This window comes from Halobaculum sp. MBLA0147 (genome assembly GCF_041361345.1).
In the GTDB taxonomy this organism is placed as follows: Archaea; Halobacteriota; Halobacteria; order Halobacteriales; family Haloferacaceae; genus JAHENP01.
Window position 1 is genome coordinate 1202329 of sequence record NZ_JBGKAD010000001.1, and the last position, 19207, is coordinate 1221535.

17 protein-coding genes and 2 tRNA genes are annotated in these 19207 nt (G+C 69.5%); 12 read left to right on the forward strand and 7 right to left on the reverse strand.

The window, feature by feature from the left end; genetic code table 11:
- Positions 1 to 20 precede the first annotated feature (20 nt).
- Positions 21 to 1019, reverse strand: a complete 999-nt coding sequence (locus tag RYH80_RS05795) for a DUF6199 family natural product biosynthesis protein (protein ID WP_370902906.1) — start codon at positions 1017 to 1019, stop codon at positions 21 to 23.
- Between the two features lie 155 nt (positions 1020 to 1174).
- On the opposite strand from RYH80_RS05795, the gene RYH80_RS05800 reads away from it, so the two are divergent.
- The 6 genes from RYH80_RS05800 to RYH80_RS05825 all read left to right on the forward strand — a co-directional run bounded on the left by RYH80_RS05800 (position 1175) and on the right by RYH80_RS05825 (position 11375).
- Positions 1175 to 1750, forward strand: a complete 576-nt coding sequence (locus RYH80_RS05800) for an LURP-one-related/scramblase family protein (RefSeq protein ID WP_370902907.1) — start codon at positions 1175 to 1177, stop codon at positions 1748 to 1750.
- Positions 1751 to 1851: 101 nt separating this feature from the next.
- Positions 1852 to 3654, forward strand: a complete 1803-nt coding sequence (gene arcS, locus RYH80_RS05805) for an archaeosine synthase subunit alpha (RefSeq protein WP_370902908.1) — start codon at positions 1852 to 1854, stop codon at positions 3652 to 3654.
- A gap of 819 nt (positions 3655 to 4473) precedes the next feature.
- Complete coding sequence (locus RYH80_RS05810; RefSeq protein ID WP_370902909.1) at positions 4474 to 6669, forward strand: hydantoinase/oxoprolinase family protein; 2196 nt, start codon at positions 4474 to 4476, stop codon at positions 6667 to 6669.
- Between the two features lie 143 nt (positions 6670 to 6812).
- Positions 6813 to 8666, forward strand: coding sequence for a hydantoinase B/oxoprolinase family protein (locus RYH80_RS05815; RefSeq protein WP_370904664.1), 1854 nt, complete (start codon positions 6813 to 6815; stop codon positions 8664 to 8666).
- Between the two features lie 342 nt (positions 8667 to 9008).
- Positions 9009 to 9209: a hypothetical protein gene (locus RYH80_RS05820; protein ID WP_370902910.1), complete on the forward strand. Its 201-nt coding sequence runs from the start codon at positions 9009 to 9011 to the stop codon at positions 9207 to 9209.
- 9 nt (positions 9210 to 9218) lie between these two features.
- Positions 9219 to 11375: an AAA family ATPase gene (locus RYH80_RS05825; RefSeq protein WP_370902911.1), complete on the forward strand. Its 2157-nt coding sequence runs from the start codon at positions 9219 to 9221 to the stop codon at positions 11373 to 11375.
- 112 nt (positions 11376 to 11487) lie between these two features.
- Here RYH80_RS05825 and RYH80_RS05830 read toward each other — a convergent pair whose 3' ends face one another.
- Together RYH80_RS05830 and RYH80_RS05835 are read right to left on the reverse strand one after the other, a co-directional pair.
- Positions 11488 to 11721, reverse strand: coding sequence for a hypothetical protein (locus tag RYH80_RS05830; protein ID WP_370902912.1), 234 nt, complete (start codon positions 11719 to 11721; stop codon positions 11488 to 11490).
- A 180-nt stretch (positions 11722 to 11901) separates the two neighbouring features.
- A complete protein-coding gene (locus RYH80_RS05835) occupies positions 11902 to 12660 on the reverse strand; it encodes a bacteriorhodopsin (RefSeq protein WP_370902913.1) in 759 nt (252 codons plus the stop codon).
- Positions 12661 to 13324: 664 nt separating this feature from the next.
- Between RYH80_RS05835 and RYH80_RS05840 the strand changes: the two genes are divergently transcribed.
- Both RYH80_RS05840 and RYH80_RS05845 read left to right on the forward strand, forming a co-directional pair.
- Positions 13325 to 13702, forward strand: coding sequence for a hypothetical protein (locus tag RYH80_RS05840; RefSeq protein ID WP_370902914.1), 378 nt, complete (start codon positions 13325 to 13327; stop codon positions 13700 to 13702).
- Positions 13703 to 13870: 168 nt separating this feature from the next.
- Positions 13871 to 13955 (forward strand) — tRNA-Leu (locus RYH80_RS05845).
- A 62-nt stretch (positions 13956 to 14017) separates the two neighbouring features.
- On the opposite strand, the gene RYH80_RS05850 is transcribed toward RYH80_RS05845, so the two are convergent.
- A complete protein-coding gene (locus RYH80_RS05850) occupies positions 14018 to 14560 on the reverse strand; it encodes a hypothetical protein (RefSeq protein WP_370902915.1) in 543 nt (180 codons plus the stop codon).
- A gap of 75 nt (positions 14561 to 14635) precedes the next feature.
- On the opposite strand from RYH80_RS05850, the gene RYH80_RS05855 reads away from it, so the two are divergent.
- Positions 14636 to 14950, forward strand: coding sequence for a hypothetical protein (locus RYH80_RS05855; RefSeq protein ID WP_370902916.1), 315 nt, complete (start codon positions 14636 to 14638; stop codon positions 14948 to 14950).
- Positions 14951 to 14992: 42 nt separating this feature from the next.
- On the opposite strand, the gene RYH80_RS05860 is transcribed toward RYH80_RS05855, so the two are convergent.
- Both RYH80_RS05860 and RYH80_RS05865 read right to left on the reverse strand, forming a co-directional pair.
- Positions 14993 to 15064 (reverse strand) — tRNA-Thr (locus RYH80_RS05860).
- A gap of 249 nt (positions 15065 to 15313) precedes the next feature.
- Positions 15314 to 16156 carry a DUF7114 family protein gene (locus RYH80_RS05865; protein ID WP_370902917.1) on the reverse strand — a complete coding sequence of 281 codons (843 nt, stop codon included), beginning with the start codon at positions 16154 to 16156 and terminating at the stop codon, positions 15314 to 15316.
- A gap of 61 nt (positions 16157 to 16217) precedes the next feature.
- Between RYH80_RS05865 and RYH80_RS05870 the strand changes: the two genes are divergently transcribed.
- Together RYH80_RS05870 and RYH80_RS05875 are read left to right on the forward strand one after the other, a co-directional pair.
- Positions 16218 to 16964, forward strand: a complete 747-nt coding sequence (locus RYH80_RS05870) for an enoyl-CoA hydratase/isomerase family protein (RefSeq protein ID WP_370902918.1) — start codon at positions 16218 to 16220, stop codon at positions 16962 to 16964.
- Positions 16965 to 17176: 212 nt separating this feature from the next.
- A complete protein-coding gene (locus RYH80_RS05875) occupies positions 17177 to 17518 on the forward strand; it encodes a helix-turn-helix domain-containing protein (RefSeq protein ID WP_370902919.1) in 342 nt (113 codons plus the stop codon).
- A 40-nt stretch (positions 17519 to 17558) separates the two neighbouring features.
- Here the strand turns inward: RYH80_RS05875 and RYH80_RS05880 are convergent, their stop codons facing one another.
- On the reverse strand, positions 17559 to 18290 hold the full coding sequence (locus tag RYH80_RS05880) for an RAD55 family ATPase (protein WP_370902920.1): 732 nt from the start codon (positions 18288 to 18290) through the stop codon (positions 17559 to 17561).
- A gap of 311 nt (positions 18291 to 18601) precedes the next feature.
- On the opposite strand from RYH80_RS05880, the gene RYH80_RS05885 reads away from it, so the two are divergent.
- Positions 18602 to 19180, forward strand: a complete 579-nt coding sequence (locus RYH80_RS05885) for a HalX domain-containing protein (protein ID WP_370902921.1) — start codon at positions 18602 to 18604, stop codon at positions 19178 to 19180.
- Positions 19181 to 19207: the final 27 nt, after the last annotated feature.

Genomic DNA, 19207 nt, shown 5'->3' on the forward strand with positions numbered 1-19207 from the left:
GATCGAGAGAGGCCAGCGACTCACAGCAGGTAGCCGGGGATACGAGCGAGCACGAGTCCGGTGAGGACGATCCCGACGCCGAGCGCGCGGTTGACCCCGACGTACCAGTCGGTCGGCTCCACGTCGCGGGTCCCGCGGTAGCCGATCAGCTCCGCGCGTGCCGACAACTGGAGGACGAACCGCGGCGCGAACGCCAGCGGCGTCCCGGCCAGCGCGAGGACCAACCCGGCCGACAGCGACCCCGTCGGCGGCGCGCCGACGAGCAGTCCCGTCGCCAGCACCGCCGGGCCGATCACCGGCGCGGCGACGCCCGACACCGACGCCAGTCGGTCCCGCGCGACGCCGTACAACACCACGCCGCTCCAGCAGAGCGCGACCAGCGAGGCGACGAGTACCAGCGTCGACACGCCCCCGAACGACGGGTCGAACAGCCAGTACGGGAACGAGCCACCCCACCCGGCGAAGCCGCCGCCGGTGGACGGCACCACACCGACGGCGAGCTCACGCGCCTCTCCGACGACGCCGGAGAGCGTCCCGGCCCAGGTCGCGTCCGGCGCGACGCGCACCGCGACGAGCGCGCGGGCGAGTGCGGGCAGCGTCAGCGGTGGGAGCGCCCACGCGACCGCCGGGGCGACTTCCTCGAGTGCGCCGCCACTCGCGAACAGCGCGGCGAACGCGAACCAGATCGCCAACACGGCGACGACCGTGCCGGGGAGCAGTTGCCGGACGGCGGTCGCCGCCTCGGCGGCGCGCGACACCTCGACCTCCGCGGGGAGCGCACAGCCGGACGGGGTCCCGATCTCGCCGCCGGACTGTTGGTCACACACCCAGTCCGGCGGGCGCGAGGGGTTGTCGACGGTCTCCGTGCCGGTGACGCTGCCGGCGACGGCGTCGGCGGTGACGGCCACCGCGCCGCCACAGACGACGGCGGTGACGACGACCGCCAGGATCGCGCCACGAGTGCCGAGGCGACGGTACGGCCAGAGGACGGCGACCAGCGAACGTGGGAGGGCAGACACGTCTCGCGGTGGCGGCGGCGCCGACAAGTGTCTTTTCGACTCGCGGCTCGGCGGGGAGTGGCCTCTCGGTGCGGCGCGCGACCGAGGAGTCGGCTCGCCTCGTCGCCCGACCGAGAGTCACCAGCGTTAACCGGGCGGCACCGACGACGTGCGGTGTGACCGACGAGTACGACATCGCGGGGCTCGCCCTCACCGACGACCGCTACACCGTCGTCCAGTCACTGGTTCGCAACAAGTACCGCGCGGAGGACGCCGCCGGGAACGTGGTGCTCCGGGGGAAACAGAAGATGTTCAAACTCCGCGAGGAGTTCCCGTTCGTCGACGGCGACGGCGAGGACGTGTTCACCGTCGAGGCGGGTGGGATCGTGGACGTGGCCGGCAACTACGTGCTCACGGACGCCCAGACCGGCCGCGAGGTGGTCGTGTTGGACAACGACTTCTCGATCCTCAGAGACGTGTGGACGATCCGCGACCCCGAGACCGGTGCCGAACTGGCGGGGATCGCCTCCCGCGGTGCCGTGACGACGCTCGCGCGCAACGTCGTCCCGTTCGGCGAGTTGATCCCGCACAAGTACGAGATCACCGCGCCGGACGGGAGTCACGTCGGCCGGATCGACGGGCAGTTCTCCGTGCGTGACACCTACGAGATCGAGATCGACGACGCGAGCGGCGTCCCGAAGGAGGCCGTCGTCGCCGCCGCGATGGTGATCGACGCGATCCAGGGGAACTGAGTCCGCGGGCCGAACGCTGCCTGGGACCCCGCGCTCCCGTCCACACCGCGACGCGCGTCCGACTCGGAAGGCATTTCGACCGCGCACCCCGACGAGCGGGCATGACCGACCACTTCGAGGTCCACGACCGGGACGGGGCGGCCCGGCTGGGCGAACTCCGACTCGGCGCCGGGACGACGACGCCGGCTCTCGTCGCGGACGCCGACGCCGACCCCGGCCACCCGGACGAGGCCGCCGTCCTACGCGACGCCGGCAGTCTCTGGACGGAGCACCGCGAGGTGCCCGCGGGGGACGACGACGTACTCACACTGTTGCCACACCGCGCGTTCCCGTCCGGGACGCGCGAGGAGGTGATCGACTCGTTCGCACCCGACTACCCCGAGATCGACGGCCCGTCCGCGGCGGTCGTCACGAGCGACGCCCCCGACGCCGGCGGCGCCGCCGAGGCGCCCGTCGACGCCTACGTGCTCTCGGACGCACAAGGGGTGGTGGGCCACGCGAGCGCCTTCGTCGACGCCGTGATCCGCACCCGCGGGACGGTGCCACCGGACACCGCCGTCTACCTCGCCGGGGTCGCCACGCCGCGCAACGTCGCCGCCCTCGTCTACGCCGGCGTCGACCTCGTCGACGCGACGGCCGCCCGCGTCGCCGGCTCGCGCGGTCGGTACCTCACGACGGACGACGAGCGATTCCTCGAGGACCTCGACGAGTTGCCCTGTGCGTGTCCGGCCTGTCGCGGCCCGCGGGCGGAGTTCGACCGCCGCGACTGTGAACGCCACAACGTGAACGCGCTGGCGGCGGAACTGCGCCGCGTTCGACGGCGGATCCGCGAGGGGCGACTCCGGGACTACCTGGAGGGGCAGAGTCGCCACGAGCAGTGGGTGACGGCGACGATGCGGGAACTCGACCAGGAGTACGCCTACCTGGAGCGGCGGACGCCGGTCGTCCGCGAGAACGAGGTGACGGCGGCGACGGACGACACGCTGCGGCGCGTCGAGATCCAGCGGTTCGCCGAGCGCGTCACCGGGCGGTACCGGTGTCGGTTCGACCAGCCGCTCGTGTTGGTGCCGTGTTCCGCGAGCAAGCCGTACTCGGAGTCGCAGTCACACGCGCAGTTCCACGACGCGATCCAGTACCGTGGACACACCGTCTCGATGACCTCCCCCATCGGCGTCGTCCCGCAGGAGTTGGAGCTGACGTACCCCGCACAACACTACGACACGGTCGTCACCGGCGAGTGGACGGAGACGGAGAAGACGTTCGTCGCGGACGTGCTCCGGGCGTACCTCGACCGCACCGACTACCCTCGCGTGATCGCCCACGTCCCGCCGGAGGGGTACCGCGACATCTGCGAGCGCGTCGCCGCCGAGGTAGACGTGCCCTTCGAGTTCACGGTCGAGGACCACCCGACGACGACGGAGTCCATCGGCAACCTCATGCGGACGCTCGACGGGGAAGAGAAGTACCGCAAGCGCGAGCGCCAGCACAACACGATCCGTGCCATCGCGGACTACCAGTTCGGCGACGGCGCGGGCGACGCGCTGTTCGAGGAGTTCACGACGACGAGTCGCTACCCGAAACTCCAGGTGCGTGACGACGACGGCGAGCAGTTGGCGACGATGGTGCCCAACTACGGCGTGTTGTCGTTCACCCTCGCCGGGGCTCGCCGGTGGGGCGACGGTGACGCGCCGACGAAACGCGTGGAGATCGACGACTTCGTCCCGAGCGGGAGCGTGCTCGCGCCGGGCGTCGTGGACGCGGACGACGACGTGCGCGTCGGCGACGAGGTGATCGTCGAGGGGCCCAGCGCCTTCGCCGTCGGCCGCGCGCAGATGTTCGGCCGCGAGATGCGCGACTCCACGCGTGGCGTCGCGGTGAAAGTACGTCACTCCGAGGAGATCTGACGCGAAAGTCGATAAAGAACCCCGAAAGGGACACCTCCCGCAGTCCAAGCCCGGCCGACCGAACGAAGAGTTACTCGAAGAGCGACCGTACTGCGTCCGCGAACGTCGTCTCGTTCACTGGGTCTCGGAGTTGCTGGCCGTACGCTTCACGGCGCTCGGCGTCGGTTCGGTCGACAGTTATCACCCTGAACCCACCGTCGGGCTGTGTATCCGACCCGTCCGAGTTCGACGATTGGCTGTCCACGATGGTCTCACTTGCTTCTATTCTTGTAAAACCCACCCTACGGTCGGCGATAGTGTCAGAACGATAGTGTTCAGATAAGGGTGAGCAGTCGGACGAGACTCCCACTCAGGAAGCCCCGAGGGAATCGCGGTCGCTCGGCGACATATCGCGCCTCTTGTGCCCGGCTTCGCCGGTTACATCGAGGCGCGGCGCAGCCGCGCCTCGCAGGCACCGCTCGGCGCGATAGGGGTCGCCGAGACGACTGAACTGAACGCGATCCCCTCTACGGGAGAGCGGAGCTCTCCCGAGCTCACGGCGGCGCAGCCGCCGTGACCGCCCCTTCCGGTCCCGCCCGAATCCGCCCCGCACAGCGCCTCTTCCTCCCCAGCCTCGTCGCTCGCTGCGCTCGCTCCTCCCTCGCGCGTTTCTCGCGCGCCACCCGCAGCTATCGGCTTATCCGAACACCGCCGTCAGAACAGGCGTGGGTTTTGTATCATCAGTTATCGAGTGGATCGACTGTTCGCCGTCGTGTCGTGTTCGCCGCCGACGATGCCGCGTCCCGAACACGTAGGTCGCTCCGTCACGTCGCTGGGAGCGTGTCACGAGACGTACGCGTCGGTGCGGACGTCGGGGGGACGTTCACCGACCTCGTGACGGTCGCGGACGGGACCGTCACGGTCGAGAAAGTACCGTCGACCCCGGGCGCGCCGGCGGACGGAGTCGTCGACGGCCTCGCGGCCAGTGCCGCCGACCCGGCGGCGATCGGGTTCCTCGGCCACGGCACCACCGTCGCCACCAACGCCGTCTTGGAGGGCGAGTGGGCCGACACCGCGCTGGTGACGACCGAGGGGTTCGCGGACGCACTGGAGATCGGGCGCCAGACCCGCCCGGACATCTACGACTTCCGAGCGACGCGGCCGGACCCAGTCGTCCCACGCGACCGACGCCACGGCGTCCCGGAGCGACTCGACGAGCGCGGCGGGGTGGTCGAGCCGTTGGACGAGGACGCGGTCCGTACACTCGGGCGAGAACTCGCCGCCGAACCCGTCGAGAGTGTCGCCGTCGCGACGCTGTTCGCGTTCGAGAACCCGACCCACGAGCGACGGATCGCGGAGCTGTTGCGGGACGCGGGCGTCGAGGCGCCGATCTCGTTGTCCTCGACCGTCCTGCCGGAGATCCGCGAGTACGAGCGGACGCTGGCGACGGCGCTGAACGCCGGTCTCGTCCCGGTGTTCGACGAGTACGTGGGGAGTCTGGCGGCGGAGACGACCGCGATGGGTATCGAGGCCCCGCTGCGGATCATGGGGTCGAACGGCGGACTGATGGCCGTCGACGCCGCACGCGAGCGGCCGGTCGAGACGCTGCTGTCTGGGCCCGCCGCGGGTGTCCGCGCGGCGGCGTACGTCGCCGCCCGTGCCGGCAGTGGGGCGGACGAAGCTCCCAACCCCACGGGCGGAACCGGTACCGCCACCCCCGCAGACGGCCCCGGTTCTGCCGGCTACGACGACGTACTCACGATGGACGTGGGCGGCACCTCCTGTGACGTGTCGGTCGTCACGGACGGGGAGCCGGCGGTGTCGACGGAGACGACCGTCGGCGACTACCCGGTCGCGGTGCCGACCGTCGACGTTCACACCGTCGGGGCCGGCGGCGGCTCGATCGCACACGTCGACGCCGGCGGGGCGCTGCGCGTCGGGCCACAGTCGGCCGGCGCCGATCCGGGGCCGGTGTGTTACGGCCGCGGCGGCACCGAGCCGACGGTGACGGACGCCCACCTCCTGTTGGGGCGACTCGACCCGGAAGCGTTCGTCGCGGACGCGCTCGACGCCGACGCCGCGGACGTGCGGGCAGCCTTCGAGCCGCTGGCCGACGAGCTGGGCCAGAGTGTCCGCGAGACCGCCGCGGGTGTGATCGAGGTGGCGAACGCGGCGACCGAGCGGGCGCTGCGGGTCGTCTCCGTCGAGCGGGGCCACGACCCACGCGAGTTCGCGCTGGTGGCGTACGGCGGCGCGGGGCCACTCCACGCCGCGGCGTTGGCGGACCGTCTCGACGTGCCGGAGGTGATCGTGCCGCGAGCGGCGGGCGTGTTGTCCGCGCTGGGACTACTCGTCTCCGACGTGACGTACGACTACGCGAGTTCGACCGTGCGGCCGTGGGCGGACGTGTCGCTGGCGACGCTCCGGGAGACGTTCGCGGGGTTCGAGGCGGAGGGACGCGAGGAGTTGGCCGCCGCGGGCCACGACGACGACGCCGTCGAGATCGAGCGGGCGGCGGACCTGCGGTACGTCGGGCAGTCGTTCGAGTTGCGCGTGCCGGTGCCGGACCCGGCGGGGTTCGACGACGCCACGAGCTACCGCGAGACGGTCGCGGAGCGGTTCCACACGGCCCACCGGCGGCGGTACGGCCACGCGGAGCCGTCGGAACCGGTCGAGTTGGTGACGCTGCGACTCCGGGCGCGGGGTGTCGTCGAGCCCCCGGCGCTCGCGGTCGGGGACGACGGCGAGGCGGGTGGCGCCGACGGCGCCGAGGCCGACGGGGCGAACGGTGGCGGGGACGACGGAGGCGCGACGGCTGCGGACGCCGTCCGGACGACCCGAGGTGTGGTGTTCGACGGGACGGAGCGAGACACGCCAGTGTACGACCGCGAGCGACTGGTGCCCGGTGTCGCCTTCGACGGGCCGGCGGTCGTCGAAGGACCGGAGAGCACGATCGTCGTCCACCCCGAGCAACGGGCGCGCGTCGACGACCACGCGAACGTGATCGTCGCGGTCGACGGAGGTGACGACTCGTGAGCGACGAGCGTGTGGACGGGGAAGAGGGCGAGCGCGAGGGTGACGACCACGTCGACGACGGGTCGCGTGCCGACGCCACGTCCCGCGTCGACCCGGTGACGCTGGAGGTGATCCGCAACGGCTGCGAGGCGGTCGCCGAGGAGATGAACGCGGACCTCGTGCGGACGGCCCACTCCCCGAACGTCACCGAGCGGCGGGACTGTTCGACGGCACTGTTCGACGCCGACGGGAAGATGGTGGCACAGGCGGAGACGATGCCGGTCCATCTCGGCGCGATGCCGTTCTCCGTGGCCGCAGCCGTGGAGGCGTTCCCGCCCGAATCGCTACGACCGGGCGACTCGATCCTGCTGAACGACCCGTACCGGGGCGGCGCACACCTCCCAGACCTCACACTGGTGACACCGGTGTTCGACCGCGACGGCGAGTCGGTGGTCGCGTTCGCGGCCAATCGCGCTCACCACGCCGACGTGGGCGGCGGGACCGCCGGCAGCGTCGGCGCGACGGCGACGGAGATCTACCAGGAGGGGCTGCGGATCCCGCCGGTGAAGTTCGAACGCGGACGGGGTCACGAGGGAGACGGCGACGAACACGTCGGAGACACCGGTTCCGAGTCGGTGTCGGACGACGACAGCGAGTGGACTGCGGACGACGACGACGGCCCGTGCGTGGCGAACGAGGTGAACGAGGACGTGTTGTCGCTGATCCTCGCGAACGTGCGGACGCCCTCGGAACGGCGCGGCGACCTGCGCGCACAGACCGCGGCGAACGCGACCGGGCGACGGCGGGTCCACGACCTGCTCGCGGAGCACGGGGAGACACTCACGATCGCCTTCGAGGCGCTGAAAGACTACTCCGAGCGGCGGATGCGCGACGCGATCGCGGACCTCCCGGACGGCACCTACGAGTTCGCGGACGCGGTCGAGGGTGACGGCCACGGGAACGGTCCGCTCCCGATCCGCGTGACCGTCGAGATCGACGGGACGGACGTGCGGGTGGACTTCGCCGGGACCGCCGACCAGACGCCGGGGCCGGTCAACGCCGTCCGAGCGGTGACGGCGTCGGCGACGTACTACGCGGTGCGGTGTGTGACGGACCCGGAGATCCCTCCGAACCACGGCTGTTACCGCCCGGTCGAGATCGAGACACCCGACGGGAGTCTCGTCGACCCGGAGCCGCCGGCGGCGGTCGTCGGCGGGAACTTGGAGACCTCCCAGCGCGTGACGGACGTGGTGTTCGGCGCGTTGGCGCAGGCGGCCCCGGAGTCGGTGCCGGCGGCGGGACAGGGGACGATGAACAACGTCACCTTCGGCGGGACGGACCCGCGCGAGACGGTGCCGGGCGACGACCAGTACGCCTTCTACGAGACGGAGGCGGGTGGATTCGGAGCCCACGCGTCGGGTGACGGGCTCGATGCGGTCCACGTCCACATGTCGAACACGCTGAACACGCCGGTGGAGGTGTTGGAGACGGCGTACCCGCTGCGGGTCGAACGGTACGCGCTGCGGCCCGACACCGGCGGCGCCGGGGAGTTCCGCGGTGGGTTGGGACTCCGGCGCGACGTGCGTGTCCGGGACCACACGGCGCGGTTCAGTGTGCTCGCGGACAGACAGGCGTCGCGGCCGTACGGACTCGCCGGTGGAGAGCCGGGCGCGTCCGGTGCGGTCGCGCTGGTGGACGACGACGGAGCGATCACGGAACGACTCGATCCGAAACAGACCCGGGATCTGCCGGCGGGGAGCGTCGTCAGCGTGCGAACGCCGGGCGGCGGCGGGTTCGGCGATCCCGCGGATCGGGACGTGGCGCGGATCGTCCGGGACCTCCGACTGGGGAAACTGTCGGTCGAGCACGCACGGGAGGCCTACGGGATCGACCCGGACGACGTGGTGGGGACGGTCGTAGACGAGAGCGAGGACAGAGGCGACGGGACCGAAGCCGACGAGGACGAAGCGAACGAGGGCCGGTCCGATCACGCCGAGGGGTCGGCGAGCGACGAGTGAGTCAGCCGAGGGACGAGAGTGTCGTGCGGTCGCGGTGCGGTGGAGCGTGTCGTTGAGCGGTGCGGTGCGGTCGCGGTGCGGTGGAGCGTGTCGTCGAGCGGTCCGGGGCGGTCGCGGGGGGTCGCGGGGCAGTCGCGGTGCGGTGGAGCGTGTCGTTGAGCGGTCCGGGGCGGTTGCGGTGCGGTCGCGGTCCGGCACCGGGACACCGACCGCGAGCGCGCCCTGCGGGGCGCGCTCGCGGCCCTTCTTGATCGAGCTTTTTTCCTCGGGTGGCGCGCGGCGCGCGCCACCCGAGGAGTGAAAAAGGTCGGTTTCTTTGCGTTGTGGCTCCAAGCGACACGCATGACAACGCTCCTGGGGATCGACGACACGGGCGGGATGGCGGTCTTCGGACTCCACGTGGTCGTCGGGATGCTGCTGCTGGTACCGGGTGTGCTCAACCTCGTCGGTGGGAACCTCCCGCAGGGTGGGTTGATGACACTCATCGGCCTGATGGTGGTCGTGGCGGGGCGGTCCGTCGGGCGGATCATGGCGCGGCGCTGAGCGATGGGCGTGACCGACCACACCGCGACCGTCGTCGGCGTCGCGACGGACGACGAGCGGATCGTCCGACTGCCGGCGGGTGACGCCGGCGACGCGGGACTGGCGGACGGCGACCCCGTCGTCGTGCGGGGCGACCGCGAGACGGCGGCACGGGTCCGTATCGACGGGGAGCTGGCGGCACGGAGCGCACTGCCTGCAGAGCGAGTCGCGGACGACGCCGGACTCGGCGTCGGCGACACCGCGAGTGTGCGCGCCGTGACGCCGGCGACGGCGACGACGGTGCGGTTCGCACCCGTGCCAGACCTGTCGATCCGCGGTGGGGAGGACGCCGCGCGGCGTGCGGCCGTCGAGACGCCGTTGACGACCGGCGATCGGATCGGCGTCTCGCTGTTCCGCGGGGCCCTGGACGTGCCGGTCCGGGTGACCGACACCGATCCCGACACCGTCGTGTTCGTCGACGACGACACGGAGATCGAACTCGTCGCCGGGCCGGCGTCGGCCGTCACCGCGGACTACAGCGTCCCGCACGTCCCCGACCGCGACGTGGGCGGGTACGAGAGCGTCCGCGAGACGCTGGCGGGGCGGATCGTGCGGCCGCTGACCGGCAGTGACGCCTACGAGGCCGCCGGGCGGCGCCCGCCGAACGGGCTGACGCTGGTCGGGCCCAGCGGCGTCGGGAAGACACACTTGCTCCGGCACGCCGCGTACACGGCGGACGCGACGCTGATCGCACCCGAGCCCGGTGCGCTGGCGAGCGGGAGCGATCTGGGAGCGACGCTGGAGGACCTCCGGCGCGCGGCCGAGCGGTCACCGCGCGCGGTGGTCCACCTCGACGACCTCGACGCGTTGGGTGGGAGCGGCGGCGCCGACCGGAGTCGCGTCGCGCGACTCGCCGAGTTCGTCGACACGCTCCGCGAGACGGACGGCGTCGTCGTGGTCGGCGAGGCCGACGCGGCCGAGGCGGTGCCGAGCGAACTCCGCCGCGGCGACCGACTGGCCCGGACCGTCGAGGTGGCACCGCCGGACCGCGAGGACCGCGCGGCGGTCTTGGACGCCGTCACTACCGGCGTTCGGCTGGCCGAGGACGCCGATCCGGCCGCCGTGGGGGCGCGAGCCTTCGGGTACACCGCCGCCGACCTCCTGACGCTGGTCGACCAGGCGTTGGAGTCGGCCGTCGAACGGGCGGCCGCGACCACACCGAGCGGCGAGACGCCGTCGCCGGTGGTCGCCGCTCGGGACCTCGAGACGGCACTGTCGGAGACGGAGCCGAGTTCGCTGCGCGGCGCGGCGGTCGAGCGCCCGGACGTGACGTTCGACGACGTGGGCGGGCTCGCCGGAGCCAAGCGGGAGTTGACCCGCTCGGTGGAGTGGCCGCTGCGCCACCCGGAGGCGTTCTCCCGGCTCGGGATCGACGCCCCCAACGGGGTGTTGTTGTACGGTCCGCCGGGGACCGGGAAGACGCTGCTCGCGCGCGCCGTCGCCGCGACGACGGACGCCAACTTCCTCCCGGTGAACGGGCCGGAGTTGCTCGACAAGTACGTCGGCGAGAGCGAACGGGCGGTCCGCGAGCTGTTCGAACGGGCCAGAGCGAACGCCCCCGCGGTGTTGTTCTTCGACGAGATCGACGCGCTCGCCCCGTCACGGGCGACCAGTTCGGAGTCCGCCGCGCCGGAACGCGTCGTCTCACAACTGTTGACGGAACTGGACGGACTCGTCCCGCGCGGCGGGATCACGGTGATCGCGGCGACGAACCGACCGGACCGCCTCGACGCGGCACTGCTGCGGCCCGGTCGGATCGACCGGTTGGTCGAGGTACCGATCCCGGACGAGGCGGCGCGTCGTGCGATCTTCGAGGTCCACACTCGCGACCGGCCGGTGGGTGACGTGGACTACGACCGACTGGCCGCGGCGACGGAGGGGTACACAGGGAGCGACGTGGAGGCGGTCGTCCGCGAGGCGTCGCTGCTGGCGCTGGAGGACGTGTTGGACGCCGCGCCCGGTGCCGCGGACGCGGCCGACCCACGAGAGTTAGACGGCGTCGTCGTCCGTGCCGACCACTTCGACCGCGCGTTGACCCGCGTCGCCCCGTCGGTCGACGAGGAGACGCTGGCGAACTACGAGTCCGTCGTCGAGGGGATCGCCGGACGGGCTCGCGGCGACGACTGAGACTGCGCCGGAGCGGCGCGACGATCACCGAGACTGCAGCGGGTCGGCGCGACGACGACTCTCGCGAGGGCCCGGCAGAGTCACAGAGGCCGGCGGCGGAACCGCCGGTCGGTCAGTCGTACAGTCGGCGTGCAGAGACGCCGACGCCGACGGCGGCGACGAACTCGACGGCCAACACTGCCCAGAAGGCGGCTTCGGTGTCGTAGCCGAGTGCTTCGATGGCGGGCAACACGAACAACCCGAGCAGTGCGAGGAAGAACGATCCGACCAGCCCCACAACTGCGACGCGGTTGAGCGACTGAACCTCCAGATCGGTCTCGACGTCCGGGTCCTCGTTGCGGCTCATCGTTCGGTCCCGTGTGTGTAGTACTGGCGACTGTAGGGTGCGGTGTGGTTCATCGGCGCAGTGGTGACGGCGCGAGCGAGCGACCGTGCTGCCGCTGGCGGGGTCGTCCGTCGCGTCGAAGAAAACGGCGGTGTGGTCGATCGCACTGTCGGGTGGGAACTGGTCCCTGCCCCTACGTGATCAGTCGGCGGCCTCGCCCTCGGCGGACGGCGTCGGAGCCGAGGAGTCGCCGACGATCGCGCGGCTGCGCAGCAGGATGAACCCGAACCCGACCTTCGCGGTCACGTCGAGCACCATGTACAGGAGCGTCTCCGTGAACAGCGGGACGATCCCTGCGCCCTCGGTCCCGACGATCCACACGATCGGGTAGAACACCCACAGGACCAGGACGATGTTCCGGAGTTGGATGAACGTGGTCTTCGTGTCCTCGTCGAAGTCCTCCACACGGGACGTGAGTGCCCCGAACAGCATGTACAGGAGGAAGACGAACGAGATCGTACTCACGGTCCACCAGACGTACCGGAAGATGAAGGCGTTGTTCTCGAGCGCACCCACGAGGCCGGTGACGATCATGAACGCGTCCGTCAGGACGAGCGCGTAGATCGTGTTACGGTCGGCGTTGGCGAGCAGCGCCAGGTCCAGCAGCAGCAACGGCGTGGTGAACAGCCAGTCCGCGTACCGTGCCCAGTAGATGTCGAGCACTCTCCCACCGACTTCGACTTCGGTGACACCGAAGCCGAGGAACATCGACAGGTAGGAGGCGGCGGCGATGGCCGGCACCATGATGGTCAGGATGTAGAACTCCTGCTGTTCCGGGTCTGTGACTCCCCAGCCCTTCGCGATGAAGTAGAAGGTGCCGAGGAGCATGGCTACGAATCCGATACCGAGCCAGATCGACTCTGGCCGTTCGCTCAGGATCTGCAACGCAGCTAGCGACATGGTACATTGTAGACACAGGGGTTCCTCCCACTTAAAACCTAACTCCCTTGTTATGTCTTTGGGGCGGTAGCTTCTCGCCGGGAGACAACGGTCCGTTCACCCGGGTGCACGTCGGTTCGTGCCTGTCACACGTTCACAATGGTCAGCGCGTTGTCAAGCCGAGCGGCAATCGCGGGGAACGGCTCACTGGCACGACGCCCCGGACGACGGGTAGTACCGCGACGATGGTGACTCGCTCCGCGACGACGACGGGGCGCCTCGCGGCCGCAGGCGGACGACGACAGAACGACTCCTGGCCGCAGACCTGAACGACTCCTAGTCGCAGACCTTCGTCGCGTACGTGCGCTCGCGTGTGAAGTGTCCGGAACACGGCGTCGGACACGGCGGTGTCGGTAGGGCGTGGATGCGGACCGTTCCGTCCCGCCACGAGCGCGGACGACCACCGTCACGTCGGGCGAGCGGCAGGGGAGACGGGTGCCCCGTGCGAGAGGACACGTCGTCGGAGTCTCGGTTCCAGGGTCGAACCGGACTTCTGGCTGGCCGTCGAGTGCCCGTGACACGCCACGAGTGACTCCGCCGTCACACCGGCACGCTCGCCAGACGGTGCCACGACCCCGTCGGTACGAGGCGCATATTGAAGGCAACCCGCCCCATACTCCAGGTTATGACAGAAAACACCGCGGACGGAGCGGCCGAGACGGCCGAGGTGCAGGAGACGACGGAGACGGAGACCGAGACGGAGGTGGAGGTGGAGACCGAGACCGAGACCGAGACGGCCACCGAGGAGACGGCGGTCGTCGACTTGGAGGCCGCCGCAGAGTACGAGACGGTCGCGGAAGACCTCGCGGAGACCGTCGAGGAACAACAGGAACAGATCGACGAGCTGTCGGACATGGTGATGGACCTCTCGGCACGACTCGCCGACAACGACGGCGTCGGTGTCTGTCCCGACTGCCGCGGCCCAGTCGTGAAGTCCGGCGGGCTCCTCCGTGCGACGAAGATCAAGTGTACCGACTGCGGGCGCGTCTATCACGAGTACTGATACCACGAGCACTGGTGTCTACCACGAGCACTGGTACCCACCACTGGCACTGGTACAGTGGTCACGTGCGTGTGTCGCACGGCGACACGGGCCCAATTCGCCGGACGGCACCGGAGATGGAAAGCCATTTATTCCTCACCCGGGTAGCGAGTGACGCAGTGGACGTGTGCGTGGGTAGCCAAGCCAGGCCAACGGCGCAGCGTTGAGGGCGCTGTCCTGTAGAGGTCCGCCGGTTCGAATCCGGTCCCACGCATCTTCTCTCCGACGCGACGACCGAGAGCGACGACTGGGTCTGTAGACTGGTTCGCGAGCGGGCTAGCAGTACCGGTCGGGCGAGAGTACGTCGCGCGAGACCGTCTGGCGTGTGACCGTCTCGTCGGTGACGAGGTACGTGGTCAGTGTGCTCGCGCCGTCGAGTGCCTCCTCCGGTTCGCCGTCGGTGTCACAGTCGAGTTCGACGCTGTACCCGACCTCGACGCGGACGCGGACGCCGTCGGCGGTTCGCTCGACGATCTCGAACTCCGGCGGGACGATGATCCCGAGTCCCAGCCCCCCGACCCTGTCGTACTCGTCGATCCGCGCACGGATCCGGTCCTCCTCGGCCGCGACGGCTCGGTCGCCGGCCCGCTCGGCCGACTGCGTCGGCGTCGGTGAGGAGGTCGTGGTGGGCGACGGCGTCGTCTGGGCGGGTGTGTCCTGCGGTGGTTCGGTGTCCGTCTGGGTGGTCGTCCGTGTTGCCGTGTCCGTCTGTCGGGTCGTCTGTGTCGCGTCTGGTGTCGGTCCGTCCGCCACGCCGCCGAGGCAGCCGGCGGTGACGGCGAGGAGACAGACGACGGCGACGGGGAGGGTTCTGCGCACGTCGTCCCATCCACCGCTCAGCAGCGTAATCTTTTATATTTTCCACGATAGATGCAGAATCGTGTTATGAACGTTGTGAGCTACACAGACCACTCAAACGGCGAGATCAGACTCTCAAATAATTGGTTTATAAGAGTTGATGTTGATAGTGATAAACCGAAATACAAGACAGTTATTGAGGTTTCAGACCCTAATGGGGGACAATACGACGTATCAACTGTCCTTATAAATTTAGAATCACCGCCTAACGTTGTGCAGGAATTTGAGAAGAGTGCCAGTCAGTTACCAGACATCGGTGAACTTGGCCGGCTTGAGACCCATAATTCGCAAGTAATACGAGAATTAGTGCGTATACTTCCAGAGTTCGATTCCCAAGGAAACCGTATCTAGCATTAGTACCCCACTGAAAATATTATTAAGTGGTTCAGCAAAAGCCTAGGCCGGGATTTGAACCCGGGCTCTCGTCCTTACCAAGGACGCGCTTTACCGCTAAGCTACCCAGGCAGGCACCACAACGTACTCCGGTCGCGTTGTTATGGGTTTCGATACGACGCGCCGGAACCACGTGACGGCGTGCCAGTCGACCGCGTCCGACCACCACACCAGACAGAGGGACACGCGGGGTGTCGATCTCCGATCGCGTCGAGAGAGACGCCCGTCCTCGAACGAGATGAGGTCCTACGGACCACTGGAACACGTTGAGGAACACGAGACACACCGCGAGGAGTAGCGTCGAGCCGACTCGTCTCCGCCTCAGGAGTCGGCGGAGGAGGCGACGCGGTCGTCGTCCGCGATGGCGGCGATCCGGTCGGGCGCCGACTCCGGCAGCGCGTGGACCGGCGGGAGCCCCTCGGCGTCGCGCGCCAGGCCGGCGGCGTACGAGCGGAGGCCGTCCGGCGCGTCGCCGGTGACCGCCGAGCTGCCGGCGACGACCGCGAGTTCGAACACGTCTGCCTCCAACTCGCGGTCGAGTTCCGTCGGGTCCGCGGCCGAGCGGCGGAGCGTCTGGTCGCGCCCGAACCGGCGCACCACCTCGACGGCGTCGTGGGCCGCCTCCGTCCGCGCCAGCAGGTAGAAGCCGCGGGCGACGAACACGTCCGCCGCGAGCACGCCCAGATCCGCCGCGATGGCGTCCCCGTCGGGGGTGACCCGCGCCGCCGCCGTCGGGTCCGCCGCTGGATCGGCCACCCCGTTCGGATCTGCCGTCGGGTCGACCGCTGCCTCGGCGCTCGTCGTCGAGTCGCCCGCCCCGTCCAGGTCCGTCACCGAGTCCGCCGACGACTCCGCGGCCGCTCCCGCACCGTCCGTCGACAGCCCCTCGTCCGTGGTACCGTCGAGCGCGGCCCACGGCGGGTCGTGCGAGAGTCGCCGCGTGAGGCGGAGCCCCTCGTAGATCAGCTGGACGCCCGCGGCGCGTTCGGCGATCGCGAGCGTCTCCCGGTCCGGGGCGAGCGCGCGGGCGCTCCGGAGGGTCAACACGCCCGGGGTCATCTCGGAGTCGGCGAGCCGGCGACGGAGGGTGTCGTGGAGTCCGGCCGGTTCGATGTCGGCCAGCGCCTCCTCGGCGGCCTCGCGGACCCGCACGGCGTCGTCCATTGTAGTCCAGTTAGCGCAGGGACGGGCAAAGACCTTTGGAAACCGCGGGCCACCGCCAGACGTGATCCGGACGAGCGACCCCGCACCCGGCGTCCGTCGGGTGTGTCTCGATCGCCCCGACGCCCGCAACGCCGTCCGCCCCGCCGACCTCGACGCACTCGCGAGAGCCGTCACCGCGGCCACCACACCCGTGGTCGTGGTGACCGGCGCCGGGTCCGCGTTCTGTGCCGGGGCCGACCTCGGCGTGGTTCGAGACCTCGCGGACCCGGCCGCGTTCGCCGCACACGGGCAGCGAGTGGCACGCACTATCGAGACGGCGGAGCCCGTCGTGATCGCCGGTGTCGACGGGCCAGCACGCGGCGGCGGCGTCGAGTTGGCACTCGCCTGTGACCTCCGCGTGGCGACCCCGGACGCGAGCTTCGCCGAGTCCGGCATCGACCACGGACTGTTCGGCGCGTGGGGCGGGACACACCGGCTCCCGGCGATCGTCGGCCCCTCGCTCGCGGCCGACATGCTCCTCTCCGGACGCGTCGTCGACGCCGAGACCGCACGCGAGGCGGGACTCGTCTCGCGTGTCGTCGAGGAGCCGCTGGCCGTCGCTCGGGAGCTCGCGGAGCGACCACACGACGCCGTGCGACGTGTCCGTGGGCTCGTCGGCGACGACGGATCGACCCGGATCTCGCAGGGCGTCGCCCGCAGCGAGCGCGCCGAGCGGGCGGCGTTCGCCGAACTCCACGCGGCACACGTCGCAGAGACCGGTCCCGAGCCCGACCGCGACTCGAACGACCACGTGTCGTCGTCTCGGTGATCGGACACGTCCCGTCGACGGTCCACAGGTGGACCGCGTGTGGGCAGTCGACGAACGACTCACCGATCCCGAACGAGTCCGGCCGCGGGAGACGAATGTGTTTCGCGAAGATCAGAGCTGATAACTGTCGGACAGAGGTGCGACAGACCGGCCACAGCCGCCGTCAGCGGTGGCGCCAGTGTTTTACCTCTCGACATCAAATCCGATACCGAATGGCCGAGGAAGACGAGGAGATCATCCAGGTGCTGGGGAACAAGTACAACCCGGAGATTCTGGACGCCACCGGGGAACCGAAGTCGGCACAGGAACTGTCGGACGAACTGGAAGTTCCGATCGCCACCTGTTACCGACGGATCAACGAACTCGAGGAGACGGATCTCCTCGAACTCCACGACCGGCCGTTGTCGGACGAACACCGGCGGATCAAGGTGTACCGGCGGTGTGTCGACTCGATCGAGGTGACGTTCAGAGACGGACTCGACGTCGAACTCGAGGAGCGATCCGAGGTTCAGAACAAACTGGACCAGGTGTGGCGGACGATGACCGAAGGGTGAGCTCGTCACCGGGACGACCGGGTACGACTCGGACGGCCGATCAGAAGCCAGCGGCCGGGTCGTCCCCGCCCATCATCGAGAAGCCACTGGCCTTGTCGTAGACGGTGAGGCCGCCCTCGGCGATCTCCATCGGGAAGATGTCCGTGTCGATGTCCTGTTTCCGCATCTTCGCGACCCACGCGTAGCGGTTGACGCCGTCTTCCGTCGGCGTCTGTATGAGGTAGATGTTCCCGTCGGTCAGGAAGTTCTCCAGCCCGATCTCCGTCTCGGGGAACACCGCACCCTGTTCGTTGATCAACAGCGACGTGAGTCCGTTCCGTTTGAGGATGTCGGAGAACTTCAACAGGTACGTGCGCTCCTCGGCCTCGTCGTCGAAGAACAACTGGAACATCGTCAGCGAGTCCAACACGAGTCGGTCGTAGCTCGTGTCGGCGAAGTCCTCCAGTAGGGTGTCGAGCGTCGCGTTGAAGTCGCTCTCTCTGAGCATCTCCGTCTTGTCGTAGATCTTGATGTCGCCGGCCTCGACCATCTCGTCGAAGTCGTCGAAGCCGATAGAGGTCGCTGCCTCTCGGATCGCCTCGGCGTCCTCCTCGAAGGAGATGTAGATGCCGCGTTCGTCGTGTTCGCTCACCCCAGTGTGGAGGTACTGGATCCCGAAGAGACTCTTCCCGGTGCCGGGGTTCCCGCTGACGAGTACCGTCGAGTCTTTCACCAACCCACCGTTGAGAATCTCGTCCAGTCCCGTGACGCCTGTCTCGACCGTCTCGACCATGTACGTCCAGTTCGGCGGCCCACCGGTAAATAGTTGTGTCGTGGACCGTCCGATGGGTCACGGTGGACCGCCGTCCCGTCGGGGGGCGACCACGACGACGGAGTGTCCCGGCGACGGATCGTACGACGGAGTGTCCCGGCGACGGATCGTACGATGGAGTGTCCCGGCGACGGATCGCCCGGTCCGACGGAGGACGGTGGTGTGCGGTCGTCGGGGAGACGGTCGGTGTGTGCGACAGCTTTAATAGTCGAATCGGCGCAGTGAGAGTATATGAGAGCCGACGGGACGCGACTGTCGGGGGCGGGTCCACCGTGACTCGGAGCGTACTCGTCGTCGAGGACGAGCCGCAGGTGGCGGAGCTGTACCGGAGCTACCTCGTGGACGACTACGAGGTGGCCATCGCCGAGACGGGCGAGGAGGCGCTGTCGGTCGTCGGTCCCGAGACGGACGCGGTGCTGTTGGACCGGCGCCTGCCGGACAGGCCCGGCGCAGACGTGCTCGCGGAGATCCGCGACCGCGGACTCGACTGTCGCGTCGCGATGGTCACCGCAGTCGAACCCGACACGGACATCGTCGAGATGGGGTTCGACCTCTACCTGGTGAAGCCCGCGACCCGCGACGACATCCGCGACGTGGTCTCGCGGCTGGAGACGCGTGCCGAGTACGACGACACGCTCCAGGAGCTCGCCTCGCTCGTCACCAAGCGGTCGTTGCTGGAGACGGAACGGACCGCCGCCGAGTTGGACGGCAGCGCCGAGTACCACGAACTGCTCGACCGCATCCGGTCGCTCCAGTCGGAACTCGACGACCTCTCGACCGCGTTCTCGCCGGACGACTACCGTCTCCTCTTCCGCGAGATCGGCGAGGACGCCGAGCCCGACGGCGACTGACGCCGGCCGGTGCCGGTACGGCCACAC

What these genes read in the sequence shown, in the direction of transcription:
- RYH80_RS05820 (WP_370902910.1), top strand. Translation starts at nt 9,009, where the DNA reads ATGACAACGCTCCTGGGGATCGACGACACGGGCGGGATGGCGGTCTTC.
- RYH80_RS05865 (WP_370902917.1), bottom strand. Translation starts at nt 16,156, where the DNA reads ATGGACGACGCCGTGCGGGTCCGCGAGGCCGCCGAGGAGGCGCTGGCC.
- RYH80_RS05875 (WP_370902919.1), top strand. Translation starts at nt 17,177, where the DNA reads ATGGCCGAGGAAGACGAGGAGATCATCCAGGTGCTGGGGAACAAGTAC.
- RYH80_RS05830 (WP_370902912.1), bottom strand. Translation starts at nt 11,721, where the DNA reads ATGAGCCGCAACGAGGACCCGGACGTCGAGACCGATCTGGAGGTTCAG.
- RYH80_RS05880 (WP_370902920.1), bottom strand. Translation starts at nt 18,290, where the DNA reads ATGGTCGAGACGGTCGAGACAGGCGTCACGGGACTGGACGAGATTCTC.
- RYH80_RS05835 (WP_370902913.1), bottom strand. Translation starts at nt 12,660, where the DNA reads ATGTCGCTAGCTGCGTTGCAGATCCTGAGCGAACGGCCAGAGTCGATC.
- RYH80_RS05840 (WP_370902914.1), top strand. Translation starts at nt 13,325, where the DNA reads ATGACAGAAAACACCGCGGACGGAGCGGCCGAGACGGCCGAGGTGCAG.
- arcS (WP_370902908.1), top strand. Translation starts at nt 1,852, where the DNA reads ATGACCGACCACTTCGAGGTCCACGACCGGGACGGGGCGGCCCGGCTG.
- RYH80_RS05815 (WP_370904664.1), top strand. Translation starts at nt 6,813, where the DNA reads ATGAACGCGGACCTCGTGCGGACGGCCCACTCCCCGAACGTCACCGAG.